The organism is Vibrio sp. HM8-C (assembly GCF_058630515.1).
Window position 1 is genome coordinate 1 of sequence record NZ_JBMMKS010000019.1, and the last position, 15,229, is coordinate 15,229.

Genomic DNA, 15,229 nt, shown 5'->3' on the forward strand with positions numbered 1-15,229 from the left:
TTACATTACATAGTAATGTTGAATTGACTGTGCTGAATCTTGCGATTCAATTGGTCACTCAGTTCATTGAAACCTAATTTTGATACCGAAGTATCTAATTTGATTTTCATCAACGAGTGCCCACACAGATTGATAGGTTTAAATTGTTAAAGAGCTTCGTTTCTCAAGGCATTCCTCTCAAAACGGACGGCTATTTTAGCTAGTTAAGTTTCAGTGTCAAACACTTTTTTAAAACTTTTTCATCATTAATTGATGCTAGTTAATAAACCGGCTAACTGGTTGCATTTCTTACGAACTGTTCCCGTGTCAGCGAGGCGGCATTATAGGGAGCTGATCAGAATTGGCAATAGTTTTTTTGCAAAGTTTTGGAAGTTTTTTGCTGTTCGAACAAAAAAGAGCCATCACGGCTCTTTTTTGACTATTTTCTTTACAATTGCTCAAACTTTTTGGCGAATAGAGACACTTTTTCCCAGTCTGTATATTCGATTTCTTTGCTTGTATCTGTTTCTCCACCCGTCAATTTCATAATGAAACGAATCATCATCCTATCGATAGGACGGTAACGTGGGTAATAAAGCGCTCCAGCAAAAACACCAATTAATGCTGGTTGCCAAGGAGACTTTTTCAAAAACGTCTTTATATAGACACTACCTTCTGGTGTATCTTTCCCCTGGTCAGCTTTGCGAGCGGTGAGATTCACACAGTAAAAAGCAGCTTTAACGTGATTTAATTGCTGTTGATGAGCTTCGATGAACTGGTACAGTTTTGTGTTTAACTTACCGTAGCGAATAGAAGCACCAATTAGCACTTTTTCATATTGCGTTAAATCAATAGGTGCACATTCATGCAAATCAACAAACTCACATTCGTAGCCTTCTAACTGTTGTGCAATGTTGTGCATGATTTTTTTTGTCTGACCTTCACGGGTCGAATATAAAAGAAGTGCTTTCACGCTATCTCCCAATGTGTGTAACCCTAGCTACGCCAGAACGTAGGTGTTAACAAAATTAATAAAGTGAAAATCTCTAAACGCCCAAACAACATGGAGACGATCAACACCCACTTGGCACTGTCATTAATATCGGCAAAATGAACAGCCACCTCGCCTAATCCAGGTCCGAGGTTATTCAAAGTTGCAGCAACCGCTGAAAACGCGCTGAGTTCATCCATACCGGTTGCGATAACGGCAAGCATACAAACGACAAACACCAAAGCATAAGCAGAGAAAAATCCCCACACCGCATCAACTACACGTTGTGAGAGCGCACTGTCCCCCAGCTTTATAGAATAGATAGCTCTCGGGTGTACAAGACGTTTCATCTCACGAGCCCCCTGCAATGTAAGCAATAACACGCGAATAACTTTCATACCGCCACCTGTTGAACCAGCACAACCACCGATAAAAGAGGAGAATAGGAGAAGTACTGGCAAAAACAGTGGCCACTCAGAAAAACCCGTAGTAGTGAACCCAGCTGTAGTCGATATTGATACTGTTTGGAATATCGCCTGATCAAACGCGTCATATAAAGAATCGTACGTCCGGTGATTTATTAACATTAAGAAACAGACTGCAAACAGAATGACTTGTATGACGACGAACGCGCGAAATTCTGGATCTCGCCAATAGTATTTAGGATGTACACCACCTGTCGCCCAAGCTGCATAATGCAATGTGTAGTTACAGGCCGATATTAAAAGAAAAACGACGGTGATCAGATTAATTGCATAGCTATCAAAATAGCCCATGCTGGCATCGTGGGTTGAGAAGCCGCCGATAGCAATAGTTGAGAAGCTATGACAGATTGCATCGAACACTGTCATACCGGCTAGCCAAAAGGCGGCAGCACAAGCAATCGTTAGACTCAAATAGATATACCAAAGCGCTTTTGCTGTCTCTGCTATACGCGGAGTCACCTTATTGTCTTTTACTGGTCCAGGAACTTCAGCGCGATAAAGCTGCATGCCACCGATACCAAGTACAGGCAAGATCGCAACTGCTAAAACGATGATACCCATGCCACCAAACCACTGTAAGAATTGACGATAAAACAATATCGCTTTGGGCAATTCATCGAGACCAACAATGACAGTCGCACCTGTAGTAGTTAGTGCAGAAAAAGATTCAAAAAAAGCATCGGTTACTGAAACGTTTGGGTTATCAGAGAATATAAATGGCATCGCCCCAGCGCTACCGATTACCGTCCAAAACAGTACTACGATGAGAAAACCATCTCGCGACTTTAGCTCATGTTTATGGCGGCGGTTAGGAAACCAAAGAATCGCGCCAAAAAACAACAATGCAAAAAAAGTAGAAACGAAAGGCACACCAGCACCATCGCGATAGATCAAAGCGACCAACGCAGGAGCCAGCATTGTAAAACTAAATATCGCGAGCAAAAGCCCGACAATTCGGATAATTGAACGAAATTGCATTGATAGACAAAATGAAGCCGAGCTTCCTAGTTCCTATATATTGGTTAAATCGGTAACAATAATCTTTGCACCGCTTCGGTTAATGATAGTTTGGGTGAAATCTTCAACATGAAGAACTTCTAGCTCCACATCCAATTCCACGTTTGAACCGTATTGAGCATCAACTTCTGTTCCGTCGTACTGTTTGATAATAGACTGCGCAAGCGGAACCAAGCCGTAGTCTAAACTTAGGTGCAAATTTGTGGTGATTTTTTTCTCAATAGTTTGAAGCAGCTTAAGAGCTTGTTGCACTCCTCCACCATACGCTTTAACCAAACCGCCCGTACCTAACCGGATACCGCCATAGTAACGGGTAACTACTGCGGTTATTTCTCCCACACCAGACCCAGACAATTGAGCCAATATAGGCTTACCTGCTGTACCTGATGGTTCTCCGTCGTCACTGAATCCCCAAAGCATGGAATCTTCAGGCCTGCCAGCAACAAAGCCCCAGCAGTTATGCCTAGCATCTGGATGCTTCTGTTTTATTTGTTCCACAAACGCCTTAGCCGCCTCACTTGTTGGTGTATGTGCAAGATAGGTAATAAACAGGCTCTTCTTAATCTCTTCTTCGAAGATAACAGGTTCATTTGGGATCAAATAAGGTCGAACGTTCATATTTTTCACAAAATCATAAAGGTAGCTAAGTGTATCACGAGCCCTAAAAATGTGCTCAGGATTGGTATTAGCACACAATGTTAAACACTTGTTTAAAAAATGTATTGAAAATATAGAATCTGACGTTCAAACTGAATCTACTGGTCACACCAGAAACTAAATACAACAAAAACTCTCACACACAATCCTTCGGTTGTATGTCAAGGAGATAGACAATGATTTACCAAGCCGAAACCCTACAGGTAAAGGAACTAGAGAACGGTATCGTAGAAATAAGCTTCTGCTCCCCGAACTCTGTAAATAAGCTCGACCTCAGCACTTTGAACTCGCTGAACGAAGCTCTTGATGCTCTCCAAACTCATCAAGGTTTAAAAGGTGTTGTGCTCACAACGGATAAAGACTCATTTATTGTCGGAGCCGACATTACTGAGTTTTTAGGACTATTTGCAAAACCAGAAGCTGAGTTAGATACGTGGCTAGTGTTTGCAAACGACATATTTAATAAGCTGGAAGACTTACCAGTACCAACGCTCTCAGCCTTAAAGGGTTTTACTCTTGGTGGTGGATGTGAGTGTGTACTCGCTACCGACTTCCGCATTGGTGATAAAACCACCAGCATTGGTTTGCCAGAAACAAAACTGGGTATTATGCCTGGCTTTGGCGGCACAGTTCGTCTACCAAGAATCATCGGTGCTGACAGTGCAATGGAAATCATCACCCAAGGTAAAGCGTGCAAAGCAGACGAAGCATTAAAATTGGGTTTACTTGATGCGATAGTTGAAAGCGACAAGCTAGCAGAATCTGCAATCGCAACATTAACGCAAGCCATCAATGAAAAGATTGACTGGCAAGCACGCCGCAAGCAAAAAACCTCAGCGCTGACCTTAAGCAAAATAGAAGCAATGATGAGCTTTACTATGGCAAAAGGCTTGGTTGCGCAGGTAGCAGGTACTCACTATCCAGCTCCTATGACCGCTGTGAAAACTATCGAGCAAGCTGCAAATTGCGAGCGCAATGCCGCTCTCGATATTGAGCGTAAGCATTTTATTACTCTTGCGAAATCCCAAGAAGCTCAAGCTCTTGTAGGTATATTCCTCAATGACCAATACATTAAAGGGCTTGCGAAAAAATCAGCGAAGTCAGCATCAAAAGAGACCCAACGAGCGGCTGTTTTAGGCGCTGGAATTATGGGTGGCGGTATCGCTTATCAATCGGCGTCGAAAGGCGTACCAGTAACAATGAAAGATATCGCTCAGTCTTCCCTTGATTTGGGTATGACAGAAGCCTCCAAGCTACTTAACAAACAGCTTGAACGCGGCAAGATCGATGGATTTAAGATGGCATCCGTCATCGCCTCTATTTCACCAACACTGCACTACGCGGGTATCGAGCAATCTGATGTGGTGGTTGAAGCGGTCGTTGAGAACCCGAAAGTTAAAGCCGCTGTATTAAGTGAAGTGGAGCAACAGGTTTCTGCTGATACCGTAATCACGTCAAACACCTCGACCATTCCAATCAATTTGCTGGCGAAATCACTGAAGCGCCCAGAAAACTTTTGTGGTATGCACTTCTTTAACCCTGTGCATCGCATGCCTCTGGTTGAAATCATTCGTGGTGAACATACCTCTGAAGACACCATTAACCGCGTAGTTGCTTATGCAGCAAAAATGGGCAAATCACCAATCGTGGTGAATGACTGTCCTGGATTCTTCGTAAACCGAGTCCTTTTCCCATACTTTGCAGGTTTTAGCCTATTGATGCGTGATGGTGGCGACTTCACACAAATAGATAAAGTCATGGAGCGTCAATTTGGTTGGCCAATGGGACCTGCATACTTGTTAGATGTGGTTGGGCTTGATACTGCTCATCATGCTCAAGAAGTGATGGCACAAGGCTTCCCTACTCGTATGGCCAAAGAAGGGCCTGACGCTATTAGTGCTCTATTTGAAGCACAGAAATACGGGCAGAAGAACGGTAGTGGTTTCTACCAATACACTGTCGATAAAAAAGGGAAACCAAAGAAAGCCTTTGATACCAGCGTACTTGCACTACTACAAACCGTATGTGCTAATTCTGCTGAGTTTGATGATCAGACCATTATTGAACGCATGATGGTTCCAATGATCAATGAAGTTGTGCTTTGTTTAGAAGAAAACATCATCGCCTCCCCACAAGAAGCCGATATGGCACTGGTTTATGGTTTAGGTTTCCCTCCATTCCGTGGTGGTGTGTTCCGTTACCTAGATAGTATTGGTCTCAGTACTTACCTAGAAATGGCGAAAAAACATCAGCATTTAGGTGCGGTTTATCATGTTCCTCAACGCCTGATTGATATGGCTGAAAAAGGAGAAACCTTCTTTAGTTCTCAACAAATAGGCTCACAACAAGCTGGCTCACTGTAACCACTTTGGAAAAGGAATAACAAAATGAATAATGTAGTGATTGTTGATTGCCTTCGTACCCCAATGGGACGTTCCAAAGGCGGAGCGTTTCGCCACCAGCGAGCGGAAGATCTCTCGGCTCATCTGATGAAAGGTATTCTGGCAAGAAACCCTCAAGTTAACCCACTTGAAATCGAAGATATCTACTGGGGTTGTGTTCAACAAACTCTTGAACAAGGTTTCAACGTGGCACGCAACGCGGCACTTTTAGCTGGCCTGCCAATTGAAATAGGCGCTGTTACGGTTAACCGCTTATGTGGTTCATCCATGCAGGCACTTCACGATGCAGCTCGTTCTATTATGGTCGGAGATGCTGAAATCTGCTTGGTTGGCGGTGTAGAGCACATGGGACATGTTCCAATGAATCATGGTGTAGATTTCCACCCTGGGCTATCAAAGAACGTAGCTAAGGCTGCTGGCATGATGGGTTTAACCGCTGAAATGCTAGGCAAAGTGCACGGAATTAGTCGCGAACAACAAGATGAGTTTGCTGCTCGTTCACATCAAAGAGCTTATGCCGCAACCGTTGAGGGAAGATTCAAGAATGAAATTCTTCCAACTGAAGCGCACGCTGAAGATGGCACCCTATTCACTCTTGATTATGATGAGGTAATTCGTCCTGAAACAACCTCTGAAGGTTTATCAGCACTTCGTCCAGCCTTTGACCCAGTGAATGGTACGGTAACCGCAGGTTCTTCTTCTGCGCTGTCTGACGGCGCATCGGCAATGCTTATTATGAGTGAAGCAAAAGCGCTGGAGTTAGGACTTACTATCCGAGCCAAAGTGAAATCGATGGCGATTGCTGGTTGCGATCCTTCAATCATGGGTTATGGCCCTGTGCCAGCAACCCATAAAGCGCTTAAGCGTGCAGGTCTATCAATGGAAGATATTGATGTGATTGAACTGAACGAAGCGTTTGCTGCCCAGTCTCTACCTTGTGCTAAAGACTTAGGTTTATTGGACAAAATGGATGAAAAGGTAAACCTTAACGGCGGCGCAATAGCACTAGGTCACCCACTAGGCTGCTCCGGTACTCGTATTTCAACTACTCTGATTAACTTGATGGAAGCGAAACAGGCGAAATACGGTCTAGCGACTATGTGTATTGGTTTAGGACAAGGTATCGCGACAATTTTCGAGCGTCCGTAACATCCAATCATCTTTCGTTTTTAAATAGAAATAGCATTAAAAAAGCCAGCATTTAGCTGGCTTTTCTTTTTATTTTTTCTTGGTTGGACGTTGCCAGCCAGATATTTTCTTCTCTTTAGCGCGAGTAATTACTAACTCACCTTCAGCAACATCTTTGGTTAATGTCGTCCCTGCACCAATTGTAGCTCCATTGGCGATAGTAACTGGCGCCACCAGCTGACAGTCAGACCCCACAAACACATCGTCACCAATAATGGTTTTGTGTTTGTTTACACCGTCATAGTTACAGGTAATCACGCCAGCACCTACGTTAACGCGCTGACCTATTTCAGCATCACCAATGTAAGTTAAGTGGTTAGCTTTAGAGCCTTCTCCAATACGCGCATTCTTCACTTCAACGAAGTTACCAACGTGAGCATCGTTACGCAGATCCGCACCAGGGCGAAGACGAGTAAATGGACCTACAGTACAATCTTCACCCACACTCGCGCCTTCAATCACACTGTATGGACGAATCACCGTATTGTCGTCAATTTCGCAGTCTTTCAAGATACAGCCAGCACCAATCACAACATTATCACCGATAGATACCGTACCTTCGATAATCACGTTAACGTCGATTTCTACATCCATGCCGCATTGCAGCTCACCACGCAGATCAAAACGAGACGGATCTCGGAGCATCACACCTTGCTCTAGTAGACGATTAGCCTGACGAGTCTGGAATGCACGCTCAAGACGAGCAAGTTGAATACGGTCATTAACCCCTTCCACTTCAATCGCGCTTACTGGATGTACCGCTTCTACAGCACGACCTTCATCGTGGGCAGCTGCAATAACGTCAGTTAGGTAGTATTCACCTTGAGCGTTGTTGTTATTTAAACCCGATAACCAACGTTTTAGATCACGCCCTGTTGCAACCATAACGCCAGTGTTAACTTCTTTAATGAGCTTCTGCTCTTCAGAAGCATCTTTTTGTTCAACGATAGCTACCACAGGACCATTCTTACGCACGATACGTCCGTAGCCTGTTGGGTTTTTAAGCACTACGGTTAACAGTGCAATGCCGTCATTGGGTTGTGCGTCCAACAAGCTTTCGATGGTTTCTTCAGAGATCAATGGAACATCACCGTACAAAACGAGGATCTTCTCATCATCCTGAAATTGAGGAGACGCTTGATCAACCGCATGACCAGTTCCAAGCTGATCCGCTTGCAGAACCCAGTTAACGTTTTCTTCCGCTAACGCATGCTTCATTTGATCACCACCGTGACCATAAACCAGATGGATGTTCTGTGCACCCAAGCTATTACACGTATCAATCACGTGTTTCACCATTGGTTTACCGGCAAGAGTATGAAGAACTTTTGGCATATTAGAATGCATGCGAGTGCCTTTGCCCGCAGCCAAAATCACGGCGCTAAATTTCATGTTTAACCTATTTATTTGAGGTAACGACTGAGTGCATTCTAGCGGCTTACTGTCATGGTGTTAATTATTTGGCGTTAATTTCTATTAAAAATAAAGCGCGAACTAAATAAAGCAAAAAAGGCGACCAATGGTCGCCTTTTCGTAAAACGTGTTAATTAAATTAACGACGTTTCTTAGTCAGCTCAATTACTCGTAGCTGAGCAATGGCTTTAGCCAGTTCACTGGCCGCTTGCGCGAAGTCCATATCGCCATGCTGATTCTGGATTTTCTCCTCAGCGCGACGCTTGGCTTCTTGAGCCTTGGCTGTATCTAGATCTTCACCACGAATTGCTGTGTCAGCCAGTACAGTCGCTGTACCAGGTTGAACTTCAACAATACCACCAGAAACATAAATAATTTCTTCGTGGCCGTGTTGCTTCACTATACGCACCATACCAGGCTTAATAGCGGTCAGCAGCGGTGTGTGACCATGGAAAATACCAAGCTCACCTTCGCTACCGGTCACCTGAAACGTTTCAACACGACCTGAGAAGATTTTCTTCTCTGCGCTCACAACGTCTAGATGAAAGGTTATTGCTGCCATATCGCCTCCTAGTTAGCCTTATAGCTTCTTCGCATTCTCGATAGCTTCGTCGATAGTACCGCAGTACATAAACGCTTGCTCTGGAATGTCGTCGTAGTCACCAGCTAGTAGGCCTTTAAAGCCACGTAGTGTTTCTTTAAGAGGAACGTACACACCAGGGTCACCAGTAAATACTTCCGCTACGTGGTAAGGCTGAGTTAGGAAACGCTCAATCTTACGTGCACGAGATACAACTTGCTTATCACCTTCAGATAGCTCGTCCATACCTAGGATCGCAATGATATCTTTCAGCTCTTTATAACGCTGAAGCGTTTGCTGAACACCGCGCGCAACATCATAGTGCTCTTGACCAACAACCAATGGATCTAGCTGACGTGAAGTCGAATCTAGTGGGTCGATCGCTGGGTATAGACCCATAGCTGCGATGTTACGGTTAAGTACAACTGTTGCATCCAAGTGTGCGAACGTTGTTGCTGGAGATGGGTCAGTCAAGTCATCCGCAGGTACGTATACCGCCTGTACAGACGTGATAGAACCTTGACGAGTTGAAGTGATACGTTCTTGTAGAACACCCATTTCTTCAGCAAGAGTAGGTTGGTAACCTACCGCAGAAGGCATACGACCTAGTAGTGCTGATACCTCAGTACCTGCAAGTGTGTAACGATAAATGTTATCGATAAACAGCAGTACGTCACGGCCTTCATCACGGAATTTCTCAGCCATAGTCAAGCCAGTAAGTGCAACACGTAGACGGTTACCTGGTGGCTCGTTCATCTGGCCGTAAACCATTGCTACTTTAGATTTCTCAGGTTCGTTGATGTTTACAACACCCGCTTCCTGCATCTCGTAGTAGAAGTCGTTACCTTCACGAGTACGTTCACCAACACCCGCGAATACTGATAGACCAGAGTGTTGTAGTGCGATGTTGTTGATAAGTTCCATCATGTTAACGGTCTTACCTACACCTGCACCACCGAATAGACCGATTTTACCACCCTTAGCGAATGGACAAATCAAGTCGATTACTTTTACACCTGTTTCTAGAAGAGCTGTCTCGTTTGATTGCTCTTCGTAGCTTGGCGCTGCACGGTGGATAGAGTAAAGCTCTTCCGCACCGATTTCACCACGCTCGTCAATCGCATCACCAAGTACGTTCATGATACGACCTAGTGTCTTAGTACCTACTGGTACTGAGATTGGAGCGCCAGTGTTTTCAACTGCCAAACCGCGACGTAAACCATCAGAGCTACCCATAACGATTGCGCGAATTACGCCACCGCCAAGCTGTTGTTGAACTTCAAGAACTAGACGCTCTTTAGAATCCACAACGTTCAGAGCATCGTAAACACTAGGTACTTCGCTCTGTGGGAACTCTACGTCGACTACCGCACCAATGATCTGTACGATCTTACCTGTAGCCATCGTTAATCCTCTAAACTGTTTGTTTTACCTAAGCTTAAACCGCTGCCGCACCAGAAACGATTTCCGATAGTTCTTGTGTGATCGCGGCCTGACGGGCTTTGTTGTACACAAGTTCTAAATCTTCAATCAAGTTGGTTGCGTTATCAGTTGCAGCCTTCATCGCAATCATTCGAGCCGCTTGCTCACAAGCAAGGTTCTCAACTACACCTTGATAAACCTGAGACTCTACGTAACGCACAAGAAGCGTATCCAGTAGAGGTTTTGGTTCAGGCTCGTAGATGTAGTCCCATGAATGCGGACGCTGCATCTCTTCGCTTTCCGATTTAGGCAAAGGTAGCAATTGATCGATCGTTGGTTGCTGAACCATGGTGTTTACAAACTCGTTGTAAACCACATATAGACGGTCCAATTCACCTTCATCGTATTTTTTCAACATTACGCCAACAGAACCGATCAGATCTTCCAAGCTTGGTGAGTCACCAAGACCAGAAACCTGAGCGACGACTTTTGCGCCACTGTTGTTAAAGAAAGCCGTTGCTTTAGAGCCGATTACCGCTAGCTCAATGTCAGCACCTTTTGCTTTCCAAGCTTGCATATCTGTCACAGCTTTTTTGAACACGTTAATGTTCAAGCCGCCACACAAGCCACGATCTGTAGAAACGATGATATAACCAACACGTTTAGCTTCACGCTCAGCTAGGTACGGATGACGGTACTCTAGATTTGCGTTAGCCACATGACCGATCACTTTACGCATTGTTTCAGCGTATGGACGAGAAGCTTCCATTGCGTCTTGAGAGCGACGCATTTTTGAAGCTGCTACCATTTCCATCGCTTTCGTAATTTTCTGCGTGCTTTTAACACTACCGATTTTATTACGTATCTCTTTTGCGCCGGCCATCGTTACTCTCCATTAGTTGGTGGCAGAGACTGCCACCGACTTATTACCAAGTTTGGGTTGCTTTAAAATCGTCTGCTAGCTTCTTAAGCTGAGCTTCGATCTCATCGTTGTAAGCACCCGTCTTGTCGATCTCAGCTGCAAAATCTGCGTACTGAGCGCGAGCATACGATAGTAGAGCCGCCTCAAAATCTAGAACTTTTGACAGTTCTACATCTTTTAGGTAGCCACGCTCTGCTGCAAAGATAGTTAGAGCTTGGTCAAACACTGACATTGGAGCATATTGTTTCTGCTTCATCAGTTCAGTAACTTTTTGACCGTGGTCTAACTGACGCTTAGTCGCTTCATCAAGATCAGAAGAAAACTGAGCGAAAGCCGCTAGTTCACGGTATGCAGCTAGTGCTGTACGGATACCACCTGATAGTTTCTTGATGATCTTCGTTTGCGCAGAACCACCTACACGAGATACTGAGATACCTGGGTCAACCGCTGGGCGAACACCCGCGTTGAATAGCTCAGTTTGTAGGAAGATCTGACCGTCGGTAATAGAGATTACGTTTGTCGGTACGAATGCTGAAACGTCACCAGCTTGTGTTTCGATGATAGGTAGTGCAGTTAAAGAACCTGTCTTACCTTTCACTTCACCGTTAGTGAAACGTTCTACGTATTCTTCGTTTACACGAGCAGCACGCTCTAGTAGACGAGAGTGGAGGTAGAAAACGTCACCCGGGAATGCTTCACGGCCTGGTGGGCGTTTTAGTAGTAGAGAGATCTGACGGTAAGCTACCGCTTGTTTAGATAGATCATCGTAAACAATCAGTGCGTCTTCGCCGCGATCACGGAAGTATTCACCCATCGCACAACCTGCATATGGCGCTAGGTATTGTAGCGCTGCAGATTCAGAAGCAGATGCAACAACTACGATAGTGTTCGATAGTGCGCCATGCTCTTCTAGTTTGCGAACTACGTTTGCGATAGTCGATGCTTTCTGACCGATTGCTACGTAGATAGAGAAAATACCAGAGTTTTTCTGGTTGATGATTGCATCGATCGCCATCGCTGTTTTACCAGTTTGACGGTCACCGATGATAAGCTCACGCTGACCACGACCGATTGGGATCATTGAGTCAACTGACTTATAACCAGTTTGTACAGGTTGATCTACCGATTTACGGTCGATTACACCTGGTGCAATCACTTCTACAGGCGAAGTTAATTTAGCTTCGATTGGACCTTTACCATCGATAGGCTCACCTAGTGTGTTCACTACGCGACCTAGTAGTTCTGGACCAACTGGTACTTCAAGAATACGACCAGTACCTGTAACTTTCATGCCTTCCTTAAGGTCAGCATATGGGCCCATTACAACCGCACCCACTGAGTCACGCTCAAGGTTAAGTGCTAGTGCATAACGACCGCCCGGTAATTCAATCATTTCACCTTGCATCACGTCCGCAAGGCCATGAATACGGATAATACCATCGCTTACCGATACGATAGTACCTTCATTGCGAGCTTCACTAACAACGTTAAATGATTCAATACGCTGTTTAATTAGATCGCTAATTTCCGTGGAATTAAGTTGCATGCTCCAATCCCCATCAAGATTGCAAGGCATCGCTCAGGCGGTTCAAACGACCACGCGCTGAGTTATCGATGACAAGATCTCCGGCTCGAATTACGACCCCACCAAGTAAGGTCTCATCTACACTGCAATTCAGCTGAACTTTACGTTCTAGACGCTGCTCCAGTTTGCTTCCGATATCTGAAAGTTGTTGTTCAGAAAGCTCAGTTGCAGAAATTACTTCTACGTCGATTTTCTTCTCATACTCTTTCTTAAGAGCAACGAATTGCTCAAAAACATCAGGAATAGCACGTAAACGGCCATTCTCAGCCATCACCTTAATTAGGTTCTGACCGAATTCATCAAACTGTTCGCCACAAATTGCGATAAAAATTTCTGCAAGTTTCTCAGCAGAAGCAGAACTGGTTAACAGTTCATTCATTTGCTCGTTATTTGTAACTTCGGCAGCGAAAGCTAACATCTCACTCCATTGAGTCAGTTGTTGCTTTTCTACCGCAAAGTCAAAAGCTGCTTTAGCGTAGGGGCGAGCAATAGTAGTCAAATCAGACATTCGCGCCCCCAGACTTAAAGTTTTGCAGTAATGTTGTCGAGAATATCTTTGTGCGCATCTTTATCGATAGAACGCTCAAGAATTTTCTCAGCACCAGCAATTGCCAGAGTTGCAACTTGTTTGCGCAGCTCATCGCGGGCACGATTACGTTCAGCTTCAACTTCTGATGCTGCTTGAGCTAGGATTTTCTGGCGTTCTGCCTGAGCTTCCTCGCGAGCTTCATCTAGAATCTGAGCTTTGCGTTTATTCGCTTGCTCGATGACCTCTGTTGCTGTGCGCTTCGCTTCTTTCAAAGAATCTGAAGCGTTGGCTTGTGCTAGATCTAAATCTTTTTTTGCACGCTCAGCGGCTTGTAGACCATCAGCAATTTTCTTCTGACGCTCTTCAATCGCTTGCATAATTGGTGGCCATACATACTTCATGCAGAACCACACAAATAGTGCGAAAGACAGTGCTTGACCTAGCAGAGTTGCGTTCATATTCACAACAGCTACCCCTCTATATGGACTTAGTATTAATCAATGGCAAACCTATACAGGCTTGCCGCTGGAAAAACGTGATTAACCTAATTGACCAACGAATGGGTTCGCGAATGTAAATAGAAGTGCGATTACGATACCGATCATTGGAACCGCATCCAGTAGACCCGCGATGATGAACATCTTAACTTGTAGCATAGGAGCCATTTCTGGTTGACGAGCTGCACCTTCAAGGAATTTACCACCTAGAAGTGCGAAACCAATCGCTGTACCAAGAGAAGCAAGACCGACGATGATACCTACGGCGATTGCAGAAAAGCTCAGTAAAGTTTCCATTACTATCTCCAATTATAGTTGTTGGCTAATTGTGCCCAAATAAAAGCTATATATTAATGATCACTATCTTCGTGTGCCATTGACAGATAAACGATAGTCAACATCATGAACACGAAAGATTGAATCAGAATTACCAGAATATGGAAAATTGCCCACGGTAGTGAACCCATCCATTGTAGCCACCATGGTAGCATTGCTGCGATAAGAATAAATACAACCTCACCTGCGAACATGTTACCGAATAGACGCATACCAAGTGATAGAGGTTTAGCTAGTAGCGACACCACTTCAATTAGTAGGTTAAACGGAATCATCACAGGGTGATTAAATGGATGTAATGCTAATTCTTTCGCAAAACCACCCAGACCTTTCACTTTAATGCTGTAGTAAATCATTAAAGCAAATACGCCTAGTGCCATAGCCATGGTGATGTTCACATCAGCAGAAGGAACCACTTTCAAGTAAGGGATACCTAGCCAATGCTGTGCTGGATACGGCAAGAAATCAATTGGCACTAAGTCCATGATGTTCATTAGCAATACCCAACAAAAGATAGTCAGTGCCAACGGTGCTATTAGTGGATTGCGTCCATGGAAGGTGTCTTTGACGTTGGTATCGACAAATTCAACCACTATTTCAACAAAACACTGTAGCTTGCCTGGTACACCCGCTGTCGCCTTCTTCGCTACAGAACGGAAAATCCAAAGGAAAATCAATCCAGTAAACAAAGAAAAAAACAGGCTATCGATATGTACGTTCCAGAAACTTGTTTCCGCTTCAACTAGACCTAACTTGTAAAGAGAAAGGTTAGTCAAGTGGTGTTCAATGTATCCGGACGATGTTAGCGCTTCACCATGCGCAGCCATAACTCATCCTATTTTTTGTTGTTAATGAATAGCACTGGCGCACAGATATTAATACCTAGAGCCAGCAAATAGGTTAGTTTCAGGGGAACAAGTTCCACCTGCATATACATGTAAGCGACAGAGAATAAAACTACTGTAATGAGGATTTTAAGAGCTTCACCAGTGTAGAAAGAGACCGCGATACGCTTTGCAGCGCGAGCTCCACTAAACATAAAAGCACACAGCGCAAAAACCGCATTGGCAAAGACACAAATGCCTCCCCCAATCAGCGCTGAAATTCCCCAATCAGCATTTACAGCAATCGCCATCCCTGCTGCCACAACCATAACCGCGCCAAACTGGATCATTAACAATTGCTTTGCAAGCTCTCGTCCTGGCCTAGCCAACGCAGCTACCATG

Annotated in this window: 15 protein-coding genes; 2 read left to right on the top strand and 13 right to left on the bottom strand. The window is 44.5% G+C overall.

What is annotated here, in order from left to right; genetic code table 11:
* Positions 1 to 427: 427 nt before the first annotated feature.
* The 3 genes from hemG to ACOSVQ_RS18075 are packed head-to-tail and all read right to left on the bottom strand — an operon-like array spanning position 428 to position 3,090.
* The gene (hemG, locus tag ACOSVQ_RS18065; RefSeq protein WP_491983824.1) at positions 428 to 952 is read right to left on the bottom strand and encodes a menaquinone-dependent protoporphyrinogen IX dehydrogenase; all 525 of its coding nucleotides are present in this window, start codon (positions 950 to 952) and stop codon (positions 428 to 430) included.
* Between the two features lie 23 nt (positions 953 to 975).
* Positions 976 to 2,433, bottom strand: a complete 1,458-nt coding sequence (locus ACOSVQ_RS18070) for a TrkH family potassium uptake protein (RefSeq protein WP_491983825.1) — start codon at positions 2,431 to 2,433, stop codon at positions 976 to 978.
* Positions 2,434 to 2,466: 33 nt separating this feature from the next.
* Positions 2,467 to 3,090 carry a YigZ family protein gene (locus ACOSVQ_RS18075; RefSeq protein ID WP_491983826.1) on the bottom strand — a complete coding sequence of 208 codons (624 nt, stop codon included), beginning with the start codon at positions 3,088 to 3,090 and terminating at the stop codon, positions 2,467 to 2,469.
* A gap of 215 nt (positions 3,091 to 3,305) precedes the next feature.
* Between ACOSVQ_RS18075 and fadB the strand changes: the two genes are divergently transcribed.
* Both fadB and fadA read left to right on the top strand, forming a co-directional pair.
* Entirely contained in the window at positions 3,306 to 5,492 is a 2,187-nt protein-coding gene (gene fadB, locus ACOSVQ_RS18080) for a fatty acid oxidation complex subunit alpha FadB (protein WP_491983827.1), read from the top strand.
* 24 nt (positions 5,493 to 5,516) lie between these two features.
* Positions 5,517 to 6,680 carry an acetyl-CoA C-acyltransferase FadA gene (gene fadA / locus ACOSVQ_RS18085; RefSeq protein WP_491983828.1) on the top strand — a complete coding sequence of 388 codons (1,164 nt, stop codon included), beginning with the start codon at positions 5,517 to 5,519 and terminating at the stop codon, positions 6,678 to 6,680.
* A gap of 69 nt (positions 6,681 to 6,749) precedes the next feature.
* Here the strand turns inward: fadA and glmU are convergent, their stop codons facing one another.
* The 10 genes from glmU to ACOSVQ_RS18135 form a co-directional block, all read right to left on the bottom strand.
* On the bottom strand, positions 6,750 to 8,111 hold the full coding sequence (gene glmU, locus ACOSVQ_RS18090) for a bifunctional UDP-N-acetylglucosamine diphosphorylase/glucosamine-1-phosphate N-acetyltransferase GlmU (protein WP_491983829.1): 1,362 nt from the start codon (positions 8,109 to 8,111) through the stop codon (positions 6,750 to 6,752).
* 160 nt (positions 8,112 to 8,271) lie between these two features.
* Positions 8,272 to 8,694 (bottom strand): F0F1 ATP synthase subunit epsilon, encoded by a 423-nt coding sequence (locus ACOSVQ_RS18095; protein ID WP_102942781.1) that lies wholly within the window; start codon positions 8,692 to 8,694, stop codon positions 8,272 to 8,274.
* 18 nt (positions 8,695 to 8,712) lie between these two features.
* Positions 8,713 to 10,116, bottom strand: coding sequence for a F0F1 ATP synthase subunit beta (atpD, locus tag ACOSVQ_RS18100; protein WP_165312666.1), 1,404 nt, complete (start codon positions 10,114 to 10,116; stop codon positions 8,713 to 8,715).
* A gap of 34 nt (positions 10,117 to 10,150) precedes the next feature.
* A complete protein-coding gene (gene atpG, locus ACOSVQ_RS18105) occupies positions 10,151 to 11,017 on the bottom strand; it encodes a F0F1 ATP synthase subunit gamma (RefSeq protein WP_165312667.1) in 867 nt (288 codons plus the stop codon).
* Positions 11,018 to 11,060: 43 nt separating this feature from the next.
* Positions 11,061 to 12,602 carry a F0F1 ATP synthase subunit alpha gene (gene atpA, locus ACOSVQ_RS18110; protein ID WP_165312668.1) on the bottom strand — a complete coding sequence of 514 codons (1,542 nt, stop codon included), beginning with the start codon at positions 12,600 to 12,602 and terminating at the stop codon, positions 11,061 to 11,063.
* 13 nt (positions 12,603 to 12,615) lie between these two features.
* Positions 12,616 to 13,149: a F0F1 ATP synthase subunit delta gene (atpH, locus tag ACOSVQ_RS18115; protein ID WP_491983830.1), complete on the bottom strand. Its 534-nt coding sequence runs from the start codon at positions 13,147 to 13,149 to the stop codon at positions 12,616 to 12,618.
* 14 nt (positions 13,150 to 13,163) lie between these two features.
* Complete coding sequence (gene atpF / locus ACOSVQ_RS18120) at positions 13,164 to 13,634, bottom strand: F0F1 ATP synthase subunit B (RefSeq protein ID WP_102942786.1); 471 nt, start codon at positions 13,632 to 13,634, stop codon at positions 13,164 to 13,166.
* A gap of 75 nt (positions 13,635 to 13,709) precedes the next feature.
* Positions 13,710 to 13,964 carry a F0F1 ATP synthase subunit C gene (gene atpE, locus ACOSVQ_RS18125; RefSeq protein WP_002540812.1) on the bottom strand — a complete coding sequence of 85 codons (255 nt, stop codon included), beginning with the start codon at positions 13,962 to 13,964 and terminating at the stop codon, positions 13,710 to 13,712.
* Positions 13,965 to 14,017: 53 nt separating this feature from the next.
* On the bottom strand, positions 14,018 to 14,830 hold the full coding sequence (gene atpB / locus ACOSVQ_RS18130; protein ID WP_491983831.1) for a F0F1 ATP synthase subunit A: 813 nt from the start codon (positions 14,828 to 14,830) through the stop codon (positions 14,018 to 14,020).
* A gap of 8 nt (positions 14,831 to 14,838) precedes the next feature.
* Entirely contained in the window at positions 14,839 to 15,228 is a 390-nt protein-coding gene (locus tag ACOSVQ_RS18135) for a F0F1 ATP synthase subunit I (RefSeq protein WP_491983832.1), read from the bottom strand.
* Between the last annotated feature and the right edge of the window lies 1 nt (position 15,229).

What these genes read in the sequence shown, in the direction of transcription:
- ACOSVQ_RS18070 (WP_491983825.1), bottom strand. Translation starts at nt 2,433, where the DNA reads ATGCAATTTCGTTCAATTATCCGAATTGTCGGGCTTTTGCTCGCGATA.
- ACOSVQ_RS18075 (WP_491983826.1), bottom strand. Translation starts at nt 3,090, where the DNA reads ATGAACGTTCGACCTTATTTGATCCCAAATGAACCTGTTATCTTCGAA.
- fadB (WP_491983827.1), top strand. Translation starts at nt 3,306, where the DNA reads ATGATTTACCAAGCCGAAACCCTACAGGTAAAGGAACTAGAGAACGGT.
- fadA (WP_491983828.1), top strand. Translation starts at nt 5,517, where the DNA reads ATGAATAATGTAGTGATTGTTGATTGCCTTCGTACCCCAATGGGACGT.
- glmU (WP_491983829.1), bottom strand. Translation starts at nt 8,111, where the DNA reads ATGAAATTTAGCGCCGTGATTTTGGCTGCGGGCAAAGGCACTCGCATG.
- ACOSVQ_RS18095 (WP_102942781.1), bottom strand. Translation starts at nt 8,694, where the DNA reads ATGGCAGCAATAACCTTTCATCTAGACGTTGTGAGCGCAGAGAAGAAA.
- atpD (WP_165312666.1), bottom strand. Translation starts at nt 10,116, where the DNA reads ATGGCTACAGGTAAGATCGTACAGATCATTGGTGCGGTAGTCGACGTA.
- atpG (WP_165312667.1), bottom strand. Translation starts at nt 11,017, where the DNA reads ATGGCCGGCGCAAAAGAGATACGTAATAAAATCGGTAGTGTTAAAAGC.
- atpA (WP_165312668.1), bottom strand. Translation starts at nt 12,602, where the DNA reads ATGCAACTTAATTCCACGGAAATTAGCGATCTAATTAAACAGCGTATT.
- atpH (WP_491983830.1), bottom strand. Translation starts at nt 13,149, where the DNA reads ATGTCTGATTTGACTACTATTGCTCGCCCCTACGCTAAAGCAGCTTTT.
- atpE (WP_002540812.1), bottom strand. Translation starts at nt 13,964, where the DNA reads ATGGAAACTTTACTGAGCTTTTCTGCAATCGCCGTAGGTATCATCGTC.
- atpB (WP_491983831.1), bottom strand. Translation starts at nt 14,830, where the DNA reads ATGGCTGCGCATGGTGAAGCGCTAACATCGTCCGGATACATTGAACAC.
- ACOSVQ_RS18135 (WP_491983832.1), bottom strand. Translation starts at nt 15,228, where the DNA reads ATGGTAGCTGCGTTGGCTAGGCCAGGACGAGAGCTTGCAAAGCAATTG.